The sequence below is a fragment of the Glaciecola petra genome (assembly GCF_031846345.1).
Classification (GTDB): domain Bacteria; phylum Pseudomonadota; class Gammaproteobacteria; order Enterobacterales; family Alteromonadaceae; genus Glaciecola; species Glaciecola petra.
In genome coordinates this window covers 342,798-367,379 of the sequence record NZ_JAVRHX010000003.1, presented here as the reverse complement: position 1 = coordinate 367,379, position 24,582 = coordinate 342,798, and the positions used below count along the sequence as shown (strand labels likewise).

General features: G+C 39.7%; 24 protein-coding genes. 22 read left to right on the top strand and 2 right to left on the bottom strand.

The features are described from left to right. Positions 1 to 26: 26 nt before the first annotated feature. From RM552_RS12435 to tldD, 21 genes are all read left to right on the top strand, one after another. Positions 27 to 353 (top strand): hypothetical protein, encoded by a 327-nt coding sequence (locus RM552_RS12435; protein ID WP_311369173.1) that lies wholly within the window; start codon positions 27 to 29, stop codon positions 351 to 353. After that, a complete protein-coding gene (mshL, locus tag RM552_RS12430; RefSeq protein WP_311369172.1) occupies positions 350 to 2,023 on the top strand; it encodes a pilus (MSHA type) biogenesis protein MshL in 1,674 nt (557 codons plus the stop codon). Before RM552_RS12435 ends, mshL begins: the two co-directional genes overlap by 4 nt. A 3-nt stretch (positions 2,024 to 2,026) precedes the next feature. After that, the gene (locus RM552_RS12425) at positions 2,027 to 2,983 is read left to right on the top strand and encodes an ExeA family protein (protein WP_311369171.1); all 957 of its coding nucleotides are present in this window, start codon (positions 2,027 to 2,029) and stop codon (positions 2,981 to 2,983) included. Beyond that, positions 2,980 to 4,134: a tetratricopeptide repeat protein gene (locus RM552_RS12420; RefSeq protein WP_311369170.1), complete on the top strand. Its 1,155-nt coding sequence runs from the start codon at positions 2,980 to 2,982 to the stop codon at positions 4,132 to 4,134. The genes RM552_RS12425 and RM552_RS12420 overlap by 4 nt, the downstream gene beginning before the upstream one ends. Beyond that, positions 4,134 to 6,017, top strand: coding sequence for a GspE/PulE family protein (locus RM552_RS12415; RefSeq protein ID WP_311369169.1), 1,884 nt, complete (start codon positions 4,134 to 4,136; stop codon positions 6,015 to 6,017). The genes RM552_RS12420 and RM552_RS12415 overlap by 1 nt, the downstream gene beginning before the upstream one ends. After that, the gene (locus RM552_RS12410; protein ID WP_311369168.1) at positions 6,017 to 7,240 is read left to right on the top strand and encodes a type II secretion system F family protein; all 1,224 of its coding nucleotides are present in this window, start codon (positions 6,017 to 6,019) and stop codon (positions 7,238 to 7,240) included. Before RM552_RS12415 ends, RM552_RS12410 begins: the two co-directional genes overlap by 1 nt. Positions 7,241 to 7,274: 34 nt before the next feature. After that, a complete protein-coding gene (locus RM552_RS12405; protein WP_311369167.1) occupies positions 7,275 to 7,736 on the top strand; it encodes a hypothetical protein in 462 nt (153 codons plus the stop codon). A gap of 12 nt (positions 7,737 to 7,748) precedes the next feature. Then, on the top strand, positions 7,749 to 8,357 hold the full coding sequence (locus tag RM552_RS12400; RefSeq protein ID WP_311369166.1) for a prepilin-type N-terminal cleavage/methylation domain-containing protein: 609 nt from the start codon (positions 7,749 to 7,751) through the stop codon (positions 8,355 to 8,357). 41 nt (positions 8,358 to 8,398) lie between these two features. After that, positions 8,399 to 8,920 (top strand): prepilin-type N-terminal cleavage/methylation domain-containing protein, encoded by a 522-nt coding sequence (locus RM552_RS12395; protein ID WP_311369165.1) that lies wholly within the window; start codon positions 8,399 to 8,401, stop codon positions 8,918 to 8,920. A 21-nt stretch (positions 8,921 to 8,941) separates the two neighbouring features. Then, on the top strand, positions 8,942 to 9,502 hold the full coding sequence (locus RM552_RS12390) for a pilus assembly FimT family protein (protein ID WP_311369164.1): 561 nt from the start codon (positions 8,942 to 8,944) through the stop codon (positions 9,500 to 9,502). Then, complete coding sequence (locus RM552_RS12385) at positions 9,489 to 10,103, top strand: type IV pilus modification PilV family protein (protein ID WP_311369163.1); 615 nt, start codon at positions 9,489 to 9,491, stop codon at positions 10,101 to 10,103. The genes RM552_RS12390 and RM552_RS12385 overlap by 14 nt, the downstream gene beginning before the upstream one ends. Further along, complete coding sequence (locus RM552_RS12380) at positions 10,103 to 10,990, top strand: PulJ/GspJ family protein (RefSeq protein ID WP_311369162.1); 888 nt, start codon at positions 10,103 to 10,105, stop codon at positions 10,988 to 10,990. The genes RM552_RS12385 and RM552_RS12380 overlap by 1 nt, the downstream gene beginning before the upstream one ends. Continuing rightward, positions 10,980 to 11,450, top strand: coding sequence for a type II secretory pathway component (locus RM552_RS12375; RefSeq protein ID WP_311369161.1), 471 nt, complete (start codon positions 10,980 to 10,982; stop codon positions 11,448 to 11,450). Before RM552_RS12380 ends, RM552_RS12375 begins: the two co-directional genes overlap by 11 nt. A gap of 224 nt (positions 11,451 to 11,674) precedes the next feature. Continuing rightward, on the top strand, positions 11,675 to 12,718 hold the full coding sequence (locus tag RM552_RS12370; protein WP_311369160.1) for a rod shape-determining protein: 1,044 nt from the start codon (positions 11,675 to 11,677) through the stop codon (positions 12,716 to 12,718). Positions 12,719 to 12,764: 46 nt separating this feature from the next. Next, positions 12,765 to 13,640, top strand: a complete 876-nt coding sequence (gene mreC / locus RM552_RS12365) for a rod shape-determining protein MreC (protein ID WP_311369282.1) — start codon at positions 12,765 to 12,767, stop codon at positions 13,638 to 13,640. A 1-nt stretch (position 13,641) separates the two neighbouring features. Continuing rightward, entirely contained in the window at positions 13,642 to 14,115 is a 474-nt protein-coding gene (mreD, locus tag RM552_RS12360; RefSeq protein WP_311369159.1) for a rod shape-determining protein MreD, read from the top strand. A 3-nt stretch (positions 14,116 to 14,118) separates the two neighbouring features. After that, on the top strand, positions 14,119 to 14,706 hold the full coding sequence (locus tag RM552_RS12355) for a Maf family protein (RefSeq protein WP_311369158.1): 588 nt from the start codon (positions 14,119 to 14,121) through the stop codon (positions 14,704 to 14,706). A 39-nt stretch (positions 14,707 to 14,745) separates the two neighbouring features. Continuing rightward, entirely contained in the window at positions 14,746 to 16,212 is a 1,467-nt protein-coding gene (rng, locus tag RM552_RS12350) for a ribonuclease G (protein WP_311369157.1), read from the top strand. Between the two features lie 69 nt (positions 16,213 to 16,281). Next, positions 16,282 to 20,214 (top strand): YhdP family protein, encoded by a 3,933-nt coding sequence (locus tag RM552_RS12345; protein ID WP_311369156.1) that lies wholly within the window; start codon positions 16,282 to 16,284, stop codon positions 20,212 to 20,214. Then, complete coding sequence (locus RM552_RS12340; RefSeq protein ID WP_311369155.1) at positions 20,198 to 21,115, top strand: carbon-nitrogen hydrolase family protein; 918 nt, start codon at positions 20,198 to 20,200, stop codon at positions 21,113 to 21,115. Before RM552_RS12345 ends, RM552_RS12340 begins: the two co-directional genes overlap by 17 nt. After that, complete coding sequence (gene tldD / locus RM552_RS12335; protein ID WP_311369154.1) at positions 21,096 to 22,544, top strand: metalloprotease TldD; 1,449 nt, start codon at positions 21,096 to 21,098, stop codon at positions 22,542 to 22,544. Before RM552_RS12340 ends, tldD begins: the two co-directional genes overlap by 20 nt. Here the strand turns inward: tldD and RM552_RS12330 are convergent. Next, entirely contained in the window at positions 22,541 to 23,311 is a 771-nt protein-coding gene (locus RM552_RS12330; protein WP_311369153.1) for an MBL fold metallo-hydrolase, read from the bottom strand. The two genes, tldD and RM552_RS12330, sit on opposite strands and share 4 nt — an antisense overlap. A gap of 35 nt (positions 23,312 to 23,346) precedes the next feature. After that, complete coding sequence (locus RM552_RS12325; protein ID WP_311369152.1) at positions 23,347 to 23,631, bottom strand: YebG family protein; 285 nt, start codon at positions 23,629 to 23,631, stop codon at positions 23,347 to 23,349. 225 nt (positions 23,632 to 23,856) lie between these two features. On the opposite strand from RM552_RS12325, the gene RM552_RS12320 reads away from it, so the two are divergent. Next, positions 23,857 to 24,429 (top strand): HAD family hydrolase, encoded by a 573-nt coding sequence (locus tag RM552_RS12320; RefSeq protein ID WP_311369281.1) that lies wholly within the window; start codon positions 23,857 to 23,859, stop codon positions 24,427 to 24,429. Positions 24,430 to 24,582: the final 153 nt, after the last annotated feature.

Here is a 24,582-nt window from a genome sequence, read left to right as displayed (position 1 = left end):
GCTCTTTTTGTTTTTTTAGTGTTTTAGTGTCTGTCCAATTTGTGGGCACCAATGCTTTGGCGATGCAAAAATTGAGCGATCCTACAAAGCCCGGTAATATTAAAGAAAGCAGAGATATAGCCGAAAATAATGTACAGCCAGCTTATTCTCTGACAGCTATTTTTACCAGAAACCAAACTCGTTACGCAATTATTGACGGTAAAGTACTTCAGACTGGCGACATGATTGCCGATATGTTGATTAGAGAAATAAAACCAACAGGCGTTGTATTGCGCAATCCGCAAGATGCTAGTTCGCAAATAGCGATTGAATTATTAGGAATTGTTGACGTGAAAAAGCAGGTGAAAAGATGATAACGAATAAAATACATAAGGGCATTATGTTGGCATCGGCTGTCCTTGTGCTTTTTAGTTGTTCATCTACCGACACCAATAAAAGTCATGTAGAAGACTACTTAGCCAATGAAATAAATACCCAATTAAAAGATTCGGAATCGGCACCGCTGGCGCAGCTGCCTGATTCGGTTTCCAACACCCTACTTGAAGATCTCAATACGGCTTCACCAAATTCATTATTTGAAGCGGAAAAATATGATATCAGTGCAACATCGGTGGCCGCAAAAAGCTTTTTTGCAAGCTTAGTGCAAGATACGCCATATTCCGTTGCTATACATCCAGAAGTAAAAGGTCAAATTACAATTGACTTAAAACAAGTCTCTTTAGAAGAAGTGTTTTCGCTGATTACCGACATTTATGGTTTTCACATAGAGCAAATAGGTATGGTTTTTAGGGTCTTCCCAGCAGGTTTAAGAACGGAAACTTTTTCTGTCAACTACCTCATGATGCAGCGAGATGGTAATACCCAGACAAGTATAATTTCAGGTGGCGTTTCTCAAGCGGCTGGCGGCAATGGTAATGGCAATGGTGGCGCCCAAGGTCAAAATAACTTCAGTGGCAACGCGGCCAACGGCAATAACTTTTCTGGCGGCGGTATAAATGGTGCAGTCAATGGAACAAGTATCACAACACGCAGTGAAGCAAATTTTTGGGACAATTTAGAAACAAGTTTAATGACGATGATTGGCAATATGGAAGGCCGCTCAGTAATGATTTCACCCCAAGCGGGTCTCGTTTCGGTCAGAGCTATGCCAAACGAACTAAAAACGATTCGCCAATTTTTAAAATCATCTGAAGAAAGCCTCACAAGACAAGTCATTATCGAAGCTAGAATCCTTGAAGTTGTCTTAAATGACGAATTTCAACAGGGGATAAACTGGAATAAGATTGCGTCTAATATTGGTAGTACTGATTTAACATTCACTAGTTCAGGCGCAGTATTGGGTAATACAATATCTTCAGCCCTTGGTGGCATCGCAAATTTAAGTTTTTCAAACAGCGATTTCTCAGGTGTGTTAAATTTGCTCTCGACTCAAGGGAACGTGCAGGTGTTATCTAGCCCAAGAGTAACTGCAATCAACAACCAAAAAGCTGTAATAAAAGTGGGTGATGATGAGTATTTTGTCACAGACATTTCAAGTCAAAATACGATTACGCCAACAGCAACTTCGGTGGTCCCCGATATAGAGTTAACGCCGTTTTTCTCAGGTATCGCCCTTGATGTAACGCCCCAAATTGACAGTAACGGTAGTATTTTACTACATGTACATCCTTCGGTTATAGAAACTGAAGAGCAAGAAAAGGTTGTTACGCTTAATCAAGAACAAATAGTTCTGCCATTAGCGCAAAGCACGATACGTGAATCAGATACTATCATTCGCGCCAATTCCGGAGAAATCGTGGTTATTGGTGGATTAATGCAATCTGTCAAAACCCAAGAAACTTCTCAAACACCATTTTTAGGTGATATCCCATTTGTTGGAAACATGTTTAAGAACCGTCGCGACAAAGAAGTAAAAAAAGAACTCATCATACTGCTAAAACCAACTGTTGTTGGCCCAGATACATGGCGTGAACAACTAGAAAATAGCAGGACTCAAATGGCTGACTGGCTTTATGTGGAGTAAACCATGTATTTGTATCATTTTGGTGTAAGAGAGCTGCCATTTAACATTACACCCAACACCCAATTTTTTTTCGGTTTACCGAGTCATAATGAAGCATTAGAAGTGCTTCAAACTGCACTTACCTCAGGTGAAGGTTTTATCAAAGTCACCGGAGAAGTAGGCACGGGGAAAACACTTGTTTGTCGTAAGCTATTAAATGAAATGCCTGAAGGTTTTGTTACAGCTTACATCCCCAACCCATATCTATCCCCGAGCGAATTAAGACTAGCGGTTGCAAGTGAATTGCAAGTTGAATTAGATGCAAAGAGTGACCAGCAAAAATTTACTCAAGCGATTCAAAAGCGACTTGTAGACATCCGCAAAGAGGGGAAAGCAGCAGTACTTATTATTGATGAAGCGCAAGCTTTACCCGACGAAAGTATTGAAGCTTTGCGTCTAATGACAAATTTAGAAACCGAATCTACTAAGCTAATGCAGGTTGTTTTATTTGGTCAACCTGAGTTGAATGATAAGATTGCGAAGCCTGAACTACGACAATTACGTCAAAGAATCACATTTTCATATCATTTAAGTCAACTCGATACTGATCAAATATATCAGTATGTTAATTATCGTATGGGCATAGCCGGCAACCAAAGCAAAGTTGATGTCTTCCCAAAAGCCGTATGTAAAAGTCTATTCAAAGCGACACAGGGTACACCGAGACTGGTTAATATAATTTGCCATAAAGCGCTGATGTTAGCGTTTGGGGAAGGTAAGTTTCAAGTTTCTAAAACGCATATCAAACTAGCCATAAACGACACTGAAGCTGTGGACAATAACGTGACACGATCATGGTATGCCTGGGCTATTCCTGCTGTAGGCTGCATTTTTGTATGTGCTGCTTTTTTACTATATCAGGCTGAACCAGATTTTTTCTATCGCGAAATAATTAGTATGGTGTCGAGGATAGGGCAATGAGTGTCGTTAATAAGATGCTAAATGATTTAGAAAGTCGTCAACAGTTAGAAGCTACCCAGCATCAACTTTTGCAGAAGGATTACGTGGCGCCAAGCAATAATAAAATAATTTATGCGGGCTCATTTGTTGTGCTTACTATATCTTTGATGTTGTTTAGTGTGACTGCGTATTTAATTCTCAATGAATCTCAAGCTACACAAAAAACACCACAAACAGAGACAGAAATTCAATACGAACCACGTGAAAGCGATCAATATGTTGATATTGCCCAATCTCAAGATACTCCGCTTAGCCAAGGGCAAAAAATCGTTGATACTTCGGGTCCAACGTTGCCGGCGTTAATAACGAATTCGAAAACTAGCGATAAAGCTCACGTAAGCGAGCCACAACAAATAACAAAGTCTGATGTCATTGAGGAGATGTCAGTTGCGGCTACGGAAAGTAAAATGCCGCAACAAGATAATGATGAAATGACGAAAAGCTTTTCAAAAGCTAAGTCTGGCGACAGAAACAACAATGAAAGTTCAGAAACAGCGCTAAATAAAATCACTCCAAAAAGATCGGAGAGTGATTTAAGTTCACAATTAAGTTCCTTGAAAGCCCAAGCTAGCATGGCCTCTAGGGACAATGACAATAAAAAAGTAATGCAAATATTGCAAAAGATTTTGCAGATTTCGCCAATACAGTCGCGCGCACGAAAGCAACTAGCCGCCATGTTATTTTCAAAATCGCAAAACAATAAAGCCGCAGAAGTCTTACTAGATGGTTTGGCGATAGACCCACAAGACTCAAGTATGCGCCTCATGCTGGCAAGAATTTACTTTAAAGAAGGGAATGGACAACAAGCATTTTCACTCTTAAATTCCCATCCTTATGGACAACTTGCAAACGACGAATTATTGAGTTTTCGAGCGGCTTTAGCCGAAAAGATGGGTAATTATGAAGTTGCGCAAAACGACTACTTAATGCTAGTACAACGCAATCCAGCAGAAGCTAAATGGTGGTTGGGTCTTGGTGTCAGCCATGATAAACAAAGTATGGGTGAGCAGGCTATTGCTGCCTATCAACAAGCATATTCATTAAATCAACTTCCACAGCAGGTTAACGAATTTGTGCAAAAAAGGATTGCTTTGTTAGAGAGGCGGTCATAATGGAGAAACCGACTGTCAAATTGAGATTAGGCGATTTACTTGTACAACAAAATTTAATCAACGAACAACAACTAAAGTTAGCATTATCTGAGCAACGAAACTCTGGACGTAAGCTCGGTGCAACACTTGTTTCAATGGGCATGGTAAGCGAATTGCAACTTTTGGAATTGCTGTCCAAGCATTTGAAGGTACCCTTGATTAATTTGTCGGATTACAAAATTAATCCAAATGCGGTTCGCATGTTACCTGAGATTCAAGCTCGTCGTTACAGAGCTTTAGTTATTGATGACAAAGATGATCATTTACTGGTTGGGATGAGTGATCCTGCCGACATTAATGCTGTTGACGAACTAGCGGCAAAACTACCTAAAGCAATTGAAGTCGCTGTAGTCAGCGAATCTGAATTATTTAATGCATATGAGAACTTTTATCGCAAAACCGAAGAGATTGCCTCATTTGCACAAGAACTTGCTGATGAATATGAAGATGATTCAGAGTTTCAACTAACATCCGGTTTAAGTGATGACGAAGACAACTTAGTTGCTAAATTATTGCAATCAATTTTTGAAGATGCGGTCATTGCCAAAGCATCTGATATACACATTGAACCAGATGAAAAGCAACTAAGAATTCGGCAACGTGTTGATGGTGTACTGCAAGAAAACATCATCCAAGAAGCAAATATAGCGGCGGCACTTGTACTTAGATTGAAATTGATGTCTGGCCTTGATATCTCAGAAAAACGTCTACCCCAAGATGGTAGGGCGCAAGTTACAGTTAAGAATCATAAAATTGATGTGCGTGTTTCTACAATGCCTGTCCAACAAGGCGAGTCCGTTGTGTTGAGGCTACTTGATCAATCACAAGGCGTATTAAGCTTAGATAAAACTGGAATGCCCTCAGACATCATGGACCGATTCAGAACCTTATTGCGTCGTCCCCATGGCATGATCTTAGTGACTGGGCCTACTGGATCCGGCAAAACAACATCATTGTATGGCGCATTAAATGAATTAAATAAAGCAGAAGTGAAAATAATCACGGTAGAAGATCCTGTGGAATATCGTCTACCAAGAATCAATCAAGTCCAGATTAATCAAAAAATCAATCTAACTTTTTCTAGCGTTTTGCGCACCACGTTAAGACAAGATCCGGATATTATTATGGTTGGTGAAATGCGCGACCATGAAACGGTTGAAATCGGTTTAAGAGGAGCGCTAACGGGTCACTTGGTATTATCTACTTTGCACACTAATGATGCCATCAGTAGTGCTATCCGCTTACTCGATATGGGAGCGCCGGGATACTTAGTAGCCAGTTCATTGAAGGCAATAGTTGCTCAGCGTCTTGTCAGAAAAATTTGTGATAATTGTATCGATTCTCATGAGCCTGACCAAGAACAGCAAGTATGGCTATCACAGTTGCAAGACAATCTCTCTCATTATGAATTTAAAAAGGGTAAGGGATGCCAGCGTTGCAATTATCTTGGTTATCGAGGCCGAATTGGGGTCTTTGAGTTACTCCAACTTAACGAAGATATGATGAGTGCCCTTAAAAACAATGATACGGATGATTTTACAAAAGCGGCAAAATGCTCTGATGGGTATCGCCCTCTTGCGATGGCTGCGTTAGATTACGCTAAATTGGGAATTACAACCCTAGATGAAGTCATGCGGCTTGTTGAAATTGTGCAAGAATCAAAACCACTACCCCCGAATGAGCCAGACAAAGAAAGTGCGCACAACACAGATTCTTTACAAGCAGAAAATGAAGTTTCTGGACAGGCAACGAACGCACCAACCATAGCTTCACTGACAGACAATCAATCTGATATTGATAAGCCAGAACCAAGTGGTGGCTTTAGCTTAGAGGATATTGACTAATGCCTGGTTTTAGCTACAAGGGTCGCTTATCCAATGGCGATATTACTCAAGGTTCGGTAGATGCTAGCGACGAAAATACGGTTGCCAAAATGTTGTCTGCAAGAGCCATTATTCCGATTGAAATTTTGCCGAATGAAAGACTAGAACAAAGTACCGAAAAAACCACACAAGCCATTAATTTTTTAACTCCAAATGTAAGTCTAGACGAACTCGTTATTTTTTCGCGCCAAATGTATTCTCTAACAAAAGCCGGAATACCTATCATACGAGCGGTTTCTGGCCTAACAACGACTAAATCAGTGCGTTTAAAAGTTGCGTTGGAAGATATTATTGCAAGTCTAGAGAAAGGCCGTAATTTTTCCTCAGCCCTAGCGCAACATCCAGATATTTTTAATCAGTTGTTTGTGAGTGTTGTGCATGTTGGTGAAAATACAGGGCGTCTCGATGCTGCTTTTCTACAACTTGCCAAATACCTGGAAAGAGAACAAGAAACACGCAAGCAGATAAAGGCCGCTACTCGCTATCCGACTTTTGTCATTATTGCGATTACTGCCGCCATTGTAATACTGAATATTTTCGTGATACCCATTTTTGCTAATATGTTTGATAAGTTTGGTACCGAGTTACCATTAATGACTCGGATCTTACTTGCAACTTCTAATTTCTTCATCAATCAATGGTATGTGTTAGTTGGCTTAATTTTAGTATCAGTATTCATAACTAAACAGTATATAAATACCCAAGATGGATTGATCAAATGGGATCATCTCAAAATAAGGTTTCCGGTAATTGGTCCAATAATTGAAAGAAGTTTATTAGCGAGATTTTCTAGAAGTTTTTCAATGATGCTCAAATCAGGGGTTCCCTTAACGACGGCACTTTCACTAGTTGCTGACGCTGTGAGTAATGCCTATATGGCAGAATCAATCTTAAAAATGCGTCGTCAAATCGAAAAAGGTGAAAGCTTAACGAGAGTATCGGTGGCTAGTAGCTTATTTACGCCGCTAGTTTTACAAATGATTAGCGTTGGCGAAGAAACGGGTCGGGTAGATGAGTTACTTGAGGAAGTATCAGACTTTTATGAACGCGAAGTTGATTATGATTTAGCTAGTTTGACCTCAAAAATTGAACCCATATTGATATCTGTTGTAGCGGTGCTTGTTTTGATTCTGGCGTTAGGCATATTTACGCCGATGTGGGACATGATGGGAGCTGTGAGCTAACAATGTGTAGTGCGCGTCGAGGTTTGACAAGCCAATGTTAACAAAAACGCTTTGGCATAAATTGTTAATTGTAGGTATAGCTATAGTAATACTTACTTCTTTGGTTAGGGCACTTTACAACGATAACGCATCTTGGCAACAGGTGAGCGCAGTCAACCTTTTTACGAAGATGACAATTGCGATAGAACAACTAGAGTGGCAATGGCAAAACGAAGGTCGACCACTGTCGCTATTTTTCAAGCCCCAAAATGCTATGCAGGGCTTTGAAATCGAGTTTAACAAAGATGGGACAATCAGAATTGATAAGTCCATCGAAGGGTGCAAGACACTTTTGACTTGGCTGATGAATGAAAAATCATTCAATAATTCAGTAAAAGTGACGACAACTATAAGTGAGGGAAACGGCATGATTGCCAATGACGTCATTTGTAACTTTGAATATGTAGGACGCCAAATTCATTACCATATTGGTAGCGGCGAGCTTACTTCGAAATAACTGGGGAATACCATGCTTAAGCACTGGTCGAAACAAAGCGAATCAGGTTTTACCTTGATAGAGTTGGTGATTGTTGTGGTCATTTTGGGTCTTTTGGCGGCTACCGCGATACCAAGATTCTTAAACGTTACTGAAGATGCGGAAGATGCAACGGTGGAAGGTGTTGCCGGTGGTTACGCTACAGGTGTTGGGCTAGTGCGTTCGCAGTGGGAAATCGAAGCTCGTCCTCGATTTAACAACAACACTAATCAAACATTTGTCACTATTGAAGGTATCCCCGTTGGTGTTGATGGTGACACTGGGTATCCCACTGGGCAGTTGAATAATGACCCTAGCACAGAAGATGATGAGATGACGCGTTTGGATTGCGAGAGTATTTTTAATTTAATCTTGCAAAGCGCACCAACAATTACTTCTGACTGGAACCCAGCCGTAGCAGAAGAATTTCAATATTTTACCAATGTAAATCTTAATCAAGGTTCAGGGGGAAATGATGTTTGTCACTATTATTTATTACAAACAGTAAAGAATCAGCAACAAGAGCCGTTAACAGTAAGTGAAGGAAACGGTTTTGTGTATGACCCTCGAATTGGACAGGTCAGAGTTTTCAGTAACAACTAAATTTTAAACATTTCGACATTATTTTAGAGCGGGAGTTCGCAATGAGTCAGCAACACGTTAGTAGAACCAAATTAAGCCAACAAAAGGGCTTTACTTTAATAGAACTTATTATTGTCATTGTTATTCTAGGCATTCTGGCAGTTACTGCCGCGCCTCGTTTCATTGATATTCAATCTGATGCTAGAGTTGAAACACTGCAAGGTGTGAAGGCGGCAATTCAAGGCGCTTCTCAGCTAGTTTATGCAAAAGCAGCAATTAAAGGTGTGCAAAGATCAGCTTCAGACACAGTAACTATTTCAGGCACAAGCGTGTCAGTGGTCTATGGATACCCAGATGCTAGCACCTTGGATACAATTGCGGATTGGTCAACAATTGTAGATATGGAAGAAGGTAAAATTACCATTGAAAATGCGGATGCAACAGATGACGTTGTGCGTTTTCGGTTTGCAACTATCACTTCAGATGATGCAGCATCACCTGCTACTGGTTGCTATGTGCAATATACAAGTGCAGCTTCCGTAGGTGCAACACCAACCATTACGGTACTTGATAACGCTTGCTAACCAAAAGCGTGTCTATTTGATATGACTCGGATAGCATCCACTCTACAATACAAAAACATAGCTCAATCAGGTTTCACCTTGATTGAGCTTATTACTGTTATTGCAGTGGTAAGTATATTGGCTATTGTTGTTGTCCCCCGTTTTTTTGGCAATTCAGGCTTTTCAGAGTATGCCTATCAACAGCAATTTACAGCTGCTATGCGGAACATTCAAATTAAAGCTATTTACGATACCCGCGATAATTTTTGTTACAAGATGATATTAAATACAAGCGCAAATCCCCAATATGGCGCTTCCAGCGATTCTTATTTAGCAGGCGACGAAGCAAGTAGTTGTGGAAACACAATTGATGCAAATAGCCCTGACTACTTACGTTCTGATAGTAGTGAATTAAATCAGGCCAGCATTAGTATCTCAGCCTTAGATGCAGGCAATGTAATCTCATTCATTCAATTTGATAATTTGGGCCGCCCCATCACAAGTTCAGGGACTTGTTCAGCAACTTGCCGGATAAATTTTATAGGTGAAGATACCTTAAGCGTATGCATCGAGCCGCAAGGATATATCTATGCTTGTTCATAATACAGATACCAAACAATTTCGTTCAGGTAGCCAACATGGTTTTACACTTATTGAGATTGTTGTAGGTATTGTGTTGTTTTCAATCGCAATGGTGTTCATATCGTCAATAATTTTGCCGCAGGCTAAGCGTGGAGTTGACCCAATATGGCAAGTAAGATCGGTAACACTTGCTCAATCTATTCTAAATGAAATTACTTCAAAGGCATTTGACGAAAATACAATCGTCAATGGTACTCAAAGCGCTTGTAATTTTCTCGTTGATTGTTCAACTTCTTCTCAATTGGGTCCTGACTCAGGAGAGGTCAGAAACTTATTTGATGATATAGACGATTACAATGGTCTTGAATTAACAGGTGCAGATATCGCAAATAGCGCTGGTCTTAGCTATTCGAGCGATGTGAGTGATCTATTTCTAGGTTTCCAAGCCAGTGTGAGTGTATTTTATGATGCCAATACCGATGGAATTAATGACGACGACCTAGACCAAGATGGTAATCTTGATTCGGGAACTCTAATTGCTGAGCAAAAACGCATTGTAGTAAATGTGACAACGCCTGGTGGAGAAGTCATAGTTTTTTCAACATATCGGTACAATTTCTGATGGCCTCGTTACCAATTATCTTGCCTGTCCAAGAACAAGCAGTGCCTGTCCAAAAACAAACTGGGTTTACTTTGATTGAACTTATTACGGTTATTGTTGTGCTTGGTATTGTTTCAGTTTCGATTAGTGGTATTTTTCGCAGCGTAGTAGAGTCTGTCACGGTCACAAATGAAAGAGAGAATTTGGTTAGGGAAGGAAGTTTTCTAATGGAGCGCCTCACTCGCGAGTTGTCAAACGCAGTGCCAAATTCAGTCAGAATATCAGGAAATAGTAGTGTGCACTGTATTGAATTTGTGCCATTAAAATGGAACGCTATTTATTTGCAATTACCGTTGGAAAATGAAGTAAGCACCATCGCTGACGTAGCAGAATTAAGTGATATCCAAAGTAACGTTTTTGTCCCAACGACTAGTGACATTGCTGTCGTTTTCCCAACTCAACATCAAGACGTATATGACCCTAGTCGAAGTAAGCAACAGGCCGTAGTTAGCTGTACCGACGATGGTGATGGTGATTGTTCAACACTAGATGACTCCGACAGTGTTATACAGGTAAGTTTCGATGATGGATTTGCCACCACATCGCCATCAAGACGCATGTATTTTGCCGATAGTACAACCAGTTTTTGTATGCGAAATAACAGTGTGTATCGACACCAAGACAGCATCAATGTGACCCAAACCTTGTATACTTCAGGTGGCACATTGATGGCGCAAAATATTGTAAATCAATTAGGTGCGAGCGCTAGTGTTGGCGAGCAAAACCCTTTTAATTCTGTACCTGCAAGCTTTCAACGCAACGCGGCAACCAGTGCATTTTTTATTTTTGGAAGAGAAGAAGAGCGAGTCACGTTTATGAAAGAGGTGCAAATTCCAAATGTACCTTAAACACGCTATGGCTTGCTCTCTTGGCCACAGTTTGAATAAAAAGAGTTTGCGTAAACAACAAGGCAATATGATTGTTATGGCCTTATTCATCATTGTGGTGGGTGGTTTGCTTGTTGCGAGTTTAATCAAGGCATTAAATGCTTCCTCTGCGTCAACCATACAACAAGTTTACGGCTTACGAGCCGAGTTAGCAGCCCAAAGCGGTATCCAAAATGCTTTAGAATTTTCTTTCCCTAATAACGGCGTTGCTCAAGCTTGCAATCAAACGATAAATAGCCCTAGCAGTTTTGCGAATGTAGAGGGTTTACGTTTGTGTTCTTACTCTACCGTTTGCACGACAGAAGTGATTAATTTCCAGAGCATTAGTTACAATTATTATAAGTTTTCTAGTACAGGCAGTTGTACTATCGATAACAGCGTAGTCAGCAGAACAGTATCTGTTGACGCCATTACTGAGTGAGTATTTTCGGTAATTATTGAAAGAAAATCTATTATTGGACACACACTATTTTGTCATTTGCTTTTTTTCAACATAACTGTGACCGAACTTTGTGCTAATGCGCGACTCTAAATTGATTAAACACCTAGAGAGTATGTAAAACCTGTATGCAAAACTATCAGAAATGCCATACTTGGGGTACACTACGATCATTTACATTAACAACAGAATTATAAAGGCTCTCCATGTTCAAAAAGCTTCGGGGCATGTTCTCAAACGACTTGTCTATCGACCTAGGTACTGCAAATACACTAATTTATATTAAAGACAACGGAATAGTGCTTAATGAGCCATCAGTTGTGGCAATCAGGCAAGAGCGCGCTGGTGGTCCTAAAAGTGTTGCTGCAGTAGGGCAAGGAGCCAAACAAATGTTGGGGCGAACACCTGGAAATATTAAAGCTATACGGCCGATGAAAGATGGTGTTATTGCCGACTTTTATGTCACAGAAAAAATGCTTCAACATTTTATCAAGCAAGTACACGATAACAATTTCTTGCGTCCTTCACCTCGGGTTTTAGTTTGTGTACCTTGTGGTTCGACACAAGTAGAGCGAAGAGCAATACGAGAATCTGCCTTAGGCGCGGGTGCTCGCGATGTATATTTAATTGATGAACCAATGGCGGCAGCTATTGGTGCTGGACTGCCAGTTTCTGAAGCGACTGGTTCAATGGTTGTTGATATTGGCGGCGGTACAACAGAAGTAGCTATTATTTCTTTAAATGGTGTCGTTTATTCTTCCTCGGTGAGAATTGGTGGTGATAAATTCGACGATGCGATCATTAACTATATAAGAAGAAATTTTGGTTCTCTTATTGGAGAGGCAACTGCCGAAAGAATTAAACACGAAATTGGCACTGCATACCCAGGTGAAGAGGTTAAAGAAATCGAGGTGCGTGGGCGTAATTTAGCTGAAGGTGTACCTCGTGGGTTTACGCTTAATAGCAACGAAATTCTTGAAGCATTGCAGGAACCACTATCGGGCATTGTCAGTGCGGTAATGGTCGCACTGGAGCAATCTCCACCAGAACTTGCGTCAGATATTTCTGAGCGAGGCATGGTATTAACGGGTGGTGGTGCATTGTTGAAAGATATCGACCGCTTACTTATGGAAGAAACGGGCATTCCTGTTGTTATTGCAGATGACCCTCTAACATGTGTTGCCCGCGGCGGTGGTAAAGCTTTCGATATGATTGATATACACGGCGGCGATTTATTTAGCTACGATTAACTGACACACTTATGATAAGGCAAGCATGGCTTGCCTTTTTTTGAATATGAATAAAGTTTTTGCGCGTGGCCCATCTCTTTTCTATAGACTTTGTATCGTTTTGACATTGTCGGTTATTGGTATGGTTATGGATGCAAAAGTTGAAAGTGTTTCGACTGCACGAACCTACCTCACATCGCTTGTTAGTCCCCTTCAATATGTGGCAGATATGCCCGGTGCTATCTTGGACTGGAGCGCCTCAAGATTTACATCACGACAAACGCTTTTAGTTGAGAATGAACGTTTGACCAATAAAATAACCTTGATGAATGAAAAACTTCAACGTTTTACCGTGCTCAAACAAGAGAATGAAAATCTACGAAGGCTTTTGGATGCTCCCGTGCAATCAGGTATGCATCGCATGATTGCTGAGTTAATGGCTGTTGACAATAACCCTTATAGTCATCAAATTGTAATAAATAAAGGGGCTATACATGATGTGTATGAAGGGCAACCAGTCTTAGATGACACAGGAATTGTTGGGCAAATCGTTGAAGTGGGCACAACTAACAGCCGTGTACTATTAATCTCGGATATTACCCATGCGATCCCTGTTAGAATTAGTCGTAATAATGTAAGTGTAATCGCTGGTGGGGCGGGCGTTGTTACAGAACTGAGTCTTGAGCATGTAGCTCACAGTGCAGACTTACAAGAAGGTGACTTATTAGTATCGTCTGGTTTAGGTAAAGTATTTCCAGAAGGTTACCCAGTGGGAGTAATTGAAAGTATTGTGCGTGATGAAAGTAAACCATTTTCAAAGGTGACAGCACAAACGTCGGCACAATTGGATCGTATTAAATATCTTCTTTTATTATGGCCACCAGAAAGCGCACCTGCTGATTCGTTATCGCCCGATCAACTAGGCCAGAAAGTGGACGAATGAGATGAATAACCGTTCCTTTATCATTATCAGTATAATAATCGGAATTATATTACAAATTATTCCAATGCCATCTCCTGTTGATTTGTATCGACCAGACTGGCTGTTACTTATTCTTATTTATTGGTCCATGGCACTTCCAAACAGAGTAAGCGTAGGTGTTGCTGCATTTACTGGTTTAGTCATTGATTTGTTGTATGGTACTTCTTTGGGCGTTCACAGTTTTGCATTGTCGATTCCTGTCTATTTAGTTGCAGCCAATTATCAACGATTACGCAATCACTCTATGTTACAACAAATAATGACTATTCTTATGTTATGTGTTTTGTATCATTTAATTGTGTATTGGTTGCAGTATTGGATAACAGGCATTGAGTTTAGTTGGTTGTTTTTATGGCCAGCGGTATCTTCAGTACTATTTTGGCCTTGGTTATTTTGGTTACTAAGGAAATTTCGTCGCGATTTGCGAGTGACCTAAACCATGTATCAATCAAATGGCTTGTTAGCACCAGTAATACTGGCGTCTGCTTCGCCCAGACGAAAAGAATTATTAGGATATATTCTTGACGATTTCGACGTTTGCAGTGCCGATATTGATGAAAGCCCAAAGGAAAACGAAAAACCTGAATGTTTAGTTGAACGATTGGCCGAATCAAAGGCCAAAGTAATAGCAAAGCAGAATCAAGATCATATTGTTCTGGGTTCAGATACGATTGTTGTAGTGAATAACATTATTCTTGGTAAACCTATTGGCTTAGAACACTTTACTTCCATGATGGGCCTACTAAGTGCCAATACGCATGAAGTACTAACCGCAATCAGCCTTGTATACCAAGGTGAATGCAAGAACTGTGTTGTGCTTACACGAGTAGCCATGGCTGAGCTTAGCGAAAGTGAGACATTACGATATTGGAAAACAGGTGAACCGAAAGATAAAGCAGGTGGATATGCCATACAAGGTATCGGTGGTCAATTTGTTAAATATATAGAAGGCAGTCATAGCTCAGTTATTGGGTTGCCATTGCATGAAACTAAAGTGCTCTTAGCAGAATACGAAATGCCCTGTTAAGTGATGAAGTAAAAAATATAATAGTGAGAATATTGGAAAATGAGCGCAGAATTATTGATTAATGTTACTCCTTCAGAGTCACGAGTTGCGCTAATTGAAAACGGTATTTTGCAAGAAATTCATATTGAAAGGCATACTAAAAAAGGTTTGGTCGGTAATATCTATAAAGGCAAAGTGAGTCGAGTATTACCTGGTATGCAGGCGGCATTTGTTGACATTGGTTTAGATAAGGCTGCCTTTTTACATGCCTCTGATATTGCCATTCATGATGAACTCGCAGATGACGTGAGTCCTTCTCAGTTAGAGATTAAAGACATAAGGGAATTGGTCCGAGAAGGCCAATCCATTGTGGTTCAGGTTGTCAAAGATCCATTAGGTACTAAAGGCGCAAGGTTGACTACCGATATCACCTTACCCTCGCGCTATTTAGTTTTTATGCCTTCAGTAACCCATGTAGGGGTATCACAAAAAATAGAAGACGAATTAGAGCGTGAACGCCTGAAGGAAATTGTTTCTGGGTTTTGCGATGAAGATGGTGGGTTTATTTTACGAACTGCTGCAGAGGGTGTGAATGATGCTGAGCTTAGACAAGATGCTGAATTCTTAAGGCGTTTATGGAATAAGATTCAATCGCGCAAAAAAGCGTCTAAATCTAACGTTTTATATGAAGACTTACCTGTTGCTAGACGTGTATTAAGAGATTTTGTTGGCACTCATATTGATCGTATCCGTATTGATTCTAATTTAACCTTTCAAGACTTACTTGAATTTACTAAAGAATATGTCCCTGAACTCAGTCAAAAATTAGAGTATTACCAAGGTGAATTACCCATTTTTGATTTGTATGACGTAGAAAATGAATTGCAACGAGCCTTAGGTCGTCGTGTCGATTTGAAATCGGGTGGTTATTTGATTATCGATCAGACTGAGGCAATGACAACAATAGATATTAATACGGGTGCATTTGTTGGCCATCGTAATTTAGAAGAAACTATTTTCAATACTAATATCGAAGCAACCTCGGCCATAGCTCGTCAGTTAAGACTTCGAAATTTGGGCGGCATGATCTTGATCGATTTTATCGATATGACAGTGCCGGACCATCAAAAGAGAGTGCTTCATTCACTTGAAGTCGCAATGGCAAAAGATAGAGCCAAGTCTAGTATTTATGGCTTCACTAAGTTAGGTCTTATTGAAGTCACAAGAAAACGTACCAGGGAGTCTTTAGAACATCTTCTTTGCGGCGAATGCCCAGCTTGTAAAGGACGAGGTAGTACAAAAACAGTTGAAACTATTTGCTTTGAAATTACTCGTGAAATTGTCCGAGTCAATAAGGCATACAACGCCGACATGTTCGTGATTTATGCCTCAGCAGTGGTGGCAGATGCATTATTAGGCGACGAGTCACATGTATTAGCCGAATTAGAAGCTTTTGTTGAAAAGCAAATTAAAGTACAAACTGAGCCTCTTTATCACCAAGATAAATTTGATGTAGTGATGATGTAGTGATGATAGGAGAAAAACTGATGAGACAAGAAGTGATGCAATAAAAAATGAAAGACAGCGAGCGATAAATTGAGTCAAGAATCCACTATAGTAAATAAGCAAAAGCTGGAGATTAAAGAAGCGAGTAAATCTAGTCGCTTGGCGGCTTATGTCTTGAAAAAGCTATGGACATTGTTCGCGCTTGTACTGGTTGTGATTGCGCTTTTCATGAGTTTACTTCGCTATTCTTTGCCTTACTTAGACAATCACAAAGATTATTTACAACAATACATATCAGATGAATATGCAGTTGATTTAAATATTGGCGAGCTTTCTGCTAACTGGACTAGCACGGGTCCATCTATCATTCTTCGAGAAGTTAGCATCGAAAAAGGGCTGCAGTCCCCAATTGATTTGCAGATTGGCGAACTATTCTTGGATATTGATTTTTGGTCCTCTATTGCGAGTAGACGATTACAAAGCAATAAGGTTGTTCTAAACAGCCTGGTGGTCGATCTCAATATCAATCAACTGAATACCAATGAAAGTGAATTTCCCATCATTGAAGCGCTGGAGACTCTATTTTTAGCCCAGTTGAGCAATTTTTCTGTCATTAATAGCCGAGTGATACTGACGACAAATCAAACAAGTAAGGCGATTGATATTGAGCAATTATCTTGGCTAAATAAAGAAAACAGGCACCAAGGTGTAGGCGTATTTGCTCTTGAGGATTTTTCTGAAAATACCACTAAGTTTATTCTCGATTTATATGGAGATGTCAGTAGTTACAAAGGTACGCTATACGCAAAGGCTCAAGACATAAATTTGTCGGCTTGGTTTAATGAATACACCAACCTCGAAAGCAAATTAGCATCCAGTAAAGGCAACTTTGAGTTATGGGCAAAGATTAACAATAGCGCTATAGAGAGCGTCACTGGCAACATATTACCTTCAAGTTTTGATTGGACTGCCCAGTCAATAGCTTTACAAAACACCATTGAAGGTAAGTTTGCGCTAGAAAAAATAAAACAACAGTGGGAATTTGTTGTACAAGATTTAATTATTGAGACAGAGGGCGAATCCTTAAAGACTAGCTTAACAGGTGCTTATTCTTACAACAATGGTGTGAAGCTTGTTCTTGATAACAAGCTTGAGCTATCCAGTTTATTGCCAGTTACGGCCCTATTTTCTTTGTCAGCGGCTGATGCTCTGGCCATGAACAATACACAGATTATACTCGATAGTTTTTCAGCACAATTGTCTGTGCAGAATCAATGGATAAAAGCAAAATTCACAGATATTAGTTGGTCAGAAAATCAATTGGTTCCTGGTGTCAGTGAGCTGAATGCCGATTTATATTGGGCAAATGACAACGGTAAACTCTTAATATCAGGTGAAAATAATACTTTAAGTACAGAAAGCTTGTTTGATAGAAATATGCTGATCGACAATCTTTACTTGCCCATCCATATTAACCTTAAAAACCAAGGCCAAGTGGCTATTAACAATGCCACTGCCGTAATAGATTCAATTCCTATTAATATTAATTCTGAATACAATTTTGATAAGCGATTATTATCATTGTTGGTTAATGTGGAGCCTATTGAGTTAGCGCGTGTACCCAGCCTATTACCAAACCACCTAATGGGTGCTGATGCGAAAGACTTTTTAACCGCAGCTTTTATGGGGGGTGGTCAAATAAATAAAGCAGATATATTGTGGCATGGCAAGATAGACGATTTTCCTTTCACTGAAAATGAAGGTGTATTCCAAAGTAAAGTAGATATCTCTGAAGCTGACTTTTCTTTTTCCGAGACCTGGCCTGCACTTAACAAACTTGATATCGAATTGCTGTTTGAAAATTTAGCTCTTAATATGCGAAGCCCCTCTAGTTTACTAGGAAAGGTAAAACTGCGAGATTTGCAAGCCGAAATACCCAACTTAACGCAAAATTCAATGTTAAGTATTCAGGCAAAGGGTGCTGCAAAGTCGTCTCAATTAACAGAGCTTATGCTACAAAGTTCTTTGTCAGATAGCTTAGGCAAGTTACTAAATGAAAGCGTTAAAATTGAAGGTGAATTGACTACCGATTTGAATTTATATATTCCGTTATCGAGTAGCCAAGATACAAGGGCAGTGGGCAAGGTGTTTTTAACTTACAATACAGTTAATTTACCTGCACTCAATTTACAATTGAAAAATGCTGTTGGCCAAGTGAGCTTTGACAATGAAAGTATTACTATTGATAAACTCAGTACTACCTTATTTGAACAACTTGTCAGTGTAGATTTAAAAGGTGAACAGCTGACTGACTTTTATGCTTTAGGCATCGAAGTGCAAGGAGATTCAAATACTTATGAATTAGCATCTAATGTGTCTGAATCTTTTGGTGAGTATTTCAATGGAAATGCGCAATGGACCTTGGCGGCAGATTTTGAATTGGGCAAAAATAGTTTTAGTTATGAAGCGTCTTTGTTTAGCGATCTAATAAACGTCAATGCAAACCTGCCCCAACCGCTTGCTTTTTTCAGTGGCCAAGAAACACCTCTTTTAATCCATGCAAGCGGAAACAATATTGCTTCTAGTATAGACATTCAATTAGCAGATATTGCGCAATTTGATGGAGCTTTGCCCCACAAAGAAAAGCAATTTAATCGTGCTCATCTTGCTATTGGACCCACTGAGTTTGAAACTAGAGGCGTTGGTTTTAGTATCAGCGCTGATTTTGAAAAAATATCTGCTGATGGTTGGTATAATTTTATTGCGGCACTCACACAAAATATTGACTCTTCGCGTCCCGCAATTTTAGGTCGACCACAAAGAATATTTGTGGATACTGAGAAATTAGCCATACAGGGGCAAGAATTGACAGATGTTGATTTAAGAGTGAAGCGTTTGGCTGACCAATGGAATTTTGAGTTAAGTGCTGACCAAGTTAGGGCCAATGCTATTTTACATGATGAATGGTTTAGTAAAGGTGTATCCATTGACGCAGAGTATGTGAAATTGGACGCTATAAACGATACAGAAACCGTTATATCTGATGGTAAAAACAACACAGTGACAGGCGTAAAAATTGATCCAAAAAGTCTACCTAACCTCAATATTACTTGTAAGTCATGTGAAATAGCAGGGGTTAATTTAGGACGGGTTGAAATTGAAGCCGAACCTAACAACGATGGTTTGAAAATTGCTCAACTACTTTTGGACAATGGGCAAGGCACGGTGAATGCATCTGGGCAATGGTACAAAAGAAACGAAGACCACTATACGTTTTTGGCTGGTGACTTGAATAGCTCTGATTTTGGAGAATTTCTGAAACAATTAGGCTTTGATTCAGGGATTCAAGATTCACAAGCAGATATGGCTTTTGCGTTAACATGGAAAGACTCTCCTTTTGATGCCCAGTTTGAGCACTTAGACGGTGAAATAGACTGGCGTTTAAGCGATGGTTACCTGACTGAAGTCAGTGATAAGGGTTCACGAATTTTCACATTACTCAGTTTAAACTCCCTAGTTAGAAAGTTATCTCTTGATTTTAGAGATGTTTTTGCCAAAGGATTTTTTTATGACAGCATGCGGGGTTCGGTACAAATTACTGAAGGAAAAGCTGACACGAGGGATACCTTTATAGATGGTGCTGCGGGCGAAATTGAGATATATGGCTATACTGACTTAGCTGCGAGCGAATTAAATTATAACGTGAGTTTTACCCCCAACGTGACAGGAAATTTACCCGTTTTAGTTTATTTCTTTACAGTCAGTCCTCCTTCAGCGTTAGCAGCTCTTGCTATTGATCAAGTCTTAACCTCTGCCAAAGTAATATCTAATATAAATTATAGCGTTACGGGGACTATTGAATCGCCGATACTCATTGAAACTGGACGAGAAAGCACAGAAGTAGATTTGCCAGCTCGTCGCCAAAACGAGCAAGAGTTGTTTCCTTCTGATTCACTCGAATTTGTGCCCCCCACAAAAGAAGATTTTATTCATATAGAAAAAATTGATGATCAATCTGATTAGTATACAAATTAATGGCCAAGATAAAGTAGAAGACAACCTCGATAAGATCGAAGCATTGATGGACCAAGCGTGCGCTAGCTGTGAAGGTGAAAAATTGGTGGTGCTCCCTGAATGCTGTTCTTTATTTGGAGTTTCTGGACAGGCAATGTTAGCGCATGCTGAATCACCAGAAAAAGTGTCTGTCCAAAAAGTACAAGAAAAAGTGTCTGTCCAAAAAGCACCAATCCAAATAAGATTTAGTGCTATGGCGAGGAGGAATCAATGTTATTTGGTAGCTGGTACAACGCCAATGAAGCCAAGCTTAACTGAAACGACTGTTGGCAAAGATAAGTATTTTGCTGCAAGTTTGGTTTACGGTCCCGACGGAAGTTTAGTCAGTCGATATGACAAAATTCATTTGTTTGATGTTGAAGTTGCTGATAAAACCCAATCATATTTAGAATCCAAATATACTGAAGCAGGCTCAGGACTAGCCTTGTTTAAAACATCTTTTGGTGAGGTTGCTCAGAGTGTTTGCTATGACTTGCGCTTTGCCGACATGTTCGGCGCTTATGCTAAATTTACAGAAAATGGACAGGCACCCAATGTGATAGTTGTTCCTAGCGCATTCACAAAGGTCACAGGTAAAGCTCATTGGCATACTTTATTGCGCGCACGCAGTATCGAAAATCAGTGTTTTGTAGTAGCATCTAATCAAGTTGGAAAACATGCCGACGGCAGACAAACGTTTGGTAATAGCTGCATATACTCTCCCTGGGGTGATTGCCTAGATATTATTGAAGATGAAGAAGGTTTTGTAAGCGTCAGAGTTGACAATACAGACTTATCCAAAATACGTGCAAAGATGCCAGTAAACTCACACAAAAAAGAGAGATATCAGATTGAACGCAAGAGTACTTGATAGCTTATTAACGCAGTCCGGACTGGTTGAATCAGATCTAATAAGCCTATTGGATTCAGTGCTGGATTATAAAATTGATTTTGCCGATTTATACTTCCAATTATCGCAACATGAAAGTTGGGTATTGGAAGATGGTATCATCAAAGATGGCAGTTATAATATTGAACGTGGCGTAGGTGTTCGTGCAATTAGTGGCGAGAAAACCGGATTTGCTTATTCAGATGAAATTAGTCTCAACACGCTCAAAGATGCTTGTATGGCATCACGAAGTATCGCGAAGCAAGGTGGGCAACAAAAAACCAAAGCATTCATACCTAAAAAAGCGCATCAATTGTATGCCGATGCTAATCCTTTAATGTCATTGCCAGATAGTGAAAAAGTGGCATTACTGAAAAGTACTGACGCTTATGTACGTCAGCAAGCACCAAATGCGAGCCAAGTGATTGTTAGTTTAACCGGAGTTTACGAAGAAATTTTGGTTGCCGCGACAGATGGTACCTTTGCCACTGATATCCGACCTTTAATACGCCTTAATTGTTCTGTTTTGTTAGAAGACGGTGACAAACGCGAACGTGGAAGCTCAGGTGCTGGTGGTCGCAGATGTTACGATTTTTTCAGCCAAGATTCAGACGTTCCTGGAAAAAGTAGATATCAACAAATTGCCGACGAAGCAATTAAAATGGCTCGGGTCAACTTACACGCTATACCAGCCCCTGCTGGAACAATGCCAGTAGTGTTAGGAAGCGGATGGCCAGGCGTTTTATTACATGAAGCTGTGGGTCATGGTTTGGAAGGAGACTTTAACCGCAAAGGTTCATCTACGTTTAGCGGTCGAATTGGTGAGAGAGTAGCCGCTAAAGGGGTAACTGTTATTGACGATGGCACAATGTCAGACCGCAGAGGCTCATTAAGTATTGATGATGAAGGCACGCCTACTCAATATAATGTCTTAATCGAAGATGGAATTTTGCAAGGGTACATGCAAGACAAACATAATGCTGGATTAATGGGTGTAAAACCTACCGGTAACGGTCGCCGCGAATCTTATGCTCATTTGCCAATGCCGAGAATGACCAATACTTATATGTTAGCAGGCGAACATAGTGCTAAAGAGATAATATCGTCGGTTGAAAATGGCATTTATGCGCCGAATTTTGGTGGAGGACAAGTTGACATAACTTCTGGAAAATTTGTATTTTCAACATCCGAAGCATATTTAATAGAAAACGGGCAAGTTACTCAAGCAATAAAAGGCGCAACCTTAATTGGTAATGGACCAGAGTCCATGCAAAAAATATCGATGATTGGAAATGATCTTAGCCTTGATAGAGGTGTTGGGATCTGCGGTAAAGATGGTCAATCGGTCCCGGTAGGTGTCGGCCAACCCACGCTCAAAATTGATGAGCTCACCGTTGGTGGTACTGCTTAAGATTTCGGCAATTGATAAATCCTGCGTATCTTATTTTTCACTGCATTTAGGTTAGTTTTTGGCGTACTTGGTGCTCTTTCAATCACTGCATCTATATCGCTTTTAGCGAGCCTCATTGGAGACACATGGGCCATTAAAAAGCGAAATTCATTAAATTTTTTGACTTTTACTAAGGAATTTTTATAAGCATTAGGCAAATATACAGGGAAAGGTGGTACCAGTTGTTGTTTTACTCTTACAATTAAATCTGCAACATAGATGAGCTTCTCATTTTCATTATATACGCTAATATCACGGTCAGTATGACCGGGGGTATGCATAATTTTCCAATCTTCGAATCCAGGTATCGTTTCATTGTCAGACAGATAAATATCGGCACTGAGATATTTTGGATACCATATATTCCGTTTTTTCTTGCCCAGACGGTTCGCTACCCAAAGCGCAAGTGCCATATCAACAATGTGTGCAATAGAGCCCTTTATGCCCGCGTACCATTGTGTTTTAAAATATGAATCTGTCATCCTGCCACTTAAAATTTTGCACCCGCTTATTTTTTTTAATGTTAAAGCACAGCCTGCATGATCTGGATGCATATGCGTAACAACAACGAGTTTCAAGTCGCTTATAGGTCTATTTAGCGTATTCATAAAGAAGTGCTGAATGATGTCTATATCAACTCTGCAGCAGCCATCGAGCAATAAACACCCATGCTCATATTCTGCAAGGTGAATATTTTGTATATATCCCTCGATGATATGTAGTTTCATTTTTCAGGCGAAAAACTTGGTAAATAAATCAGTCTTTATGCCTTTTTCATCTCTACAACGTCTGCGGATTCTTGCTCTAATAATTTGTCTACGCTAGTACCACGAAGAATCTTACCAAGTGAATCTTTGTTTTTGGCCATTAAAATAGATAACTCTTCAGATACAGACTCATCCAAATCAACGCCTTTAGCCTGCAAATATAAGCTAATATTATCGGCTACTTCTAGCATCTTGTCGTATTGATCGGCTTCTTTCTTGTTTGTGGTGACCAATTTATCGACTCCTTTGTGTTGCACTACATATTGTGTAATTACCGCCATTTCGCGCTCCGAACTTACTGATTGAATATAGAATATGTTGAAATCTTAAGCATTAATAATATACGCTTGATTACTGTATAAATAAACAGTTTTTAGTGAAAACTTTTATCGATTAAGACCGTATTATTAGCATACACGAGTCTACAGGCTTTATCCGAAGAATGTACTTTTAGGTAAATGCCGAAACCTTAGGCAATTGCTAAGGAGCAAAAATGGTTGTTAAAAGTGAGTGAATTTAGTTTTAGTAAAGTGAGTGCCATTATTTTTGACCTCGATGATACCTTAGTCAAAACAAGTCTAGATTTTGCGAAGTTAAAAAAGGAAATAGCATGCCCAGCTAATGACGATATTTTAACTTTTATTGCACAAATTAAAGAGCATAAAGCTCGACAACAAGCAGAACAAAAAGTGCTTCTTCATGAATTACAAGATGCAGAGTCTTCTGCTTGGTTGCCACAAGCCCAAGCGTTTGTTGATGCGGCTAAACGGTATGGTTTGCCTTTATCAATAGTCACTCGTAACTGTCGCGAAGCAACTAATATTAAACTAAGAAAAAATAATATTCCCATTTCTAAAGTGTTGACCCGTGAAGATGCTCCCCCTAAACCCGACCCTTCGGCTTTATTATCTATTGCTAATGATTGGCAAATTCCATGTGAAAAAATCGCCTATATTGGTGATTATATTTACGATATACAGGCAGCGCATAATGCAAATATGCAAGCTTGGTTATATAAACAAAAAAACATAGAAAATGACTATACCTTCGGCGAATGTTTACATTTTATTCCAAAATAGAGCACGCAATGTCCTAATTTTGAGACAATTGTTCACTACAATTGATAGCATTATGAAAAAAAACAGCTTAAAATTTAGACAAAAAATAGAAAGGCTAATTTGTTCTTACAATTAGTTTTTGATGGAAAGTAACCTTAAATAAGCCCCATTTGG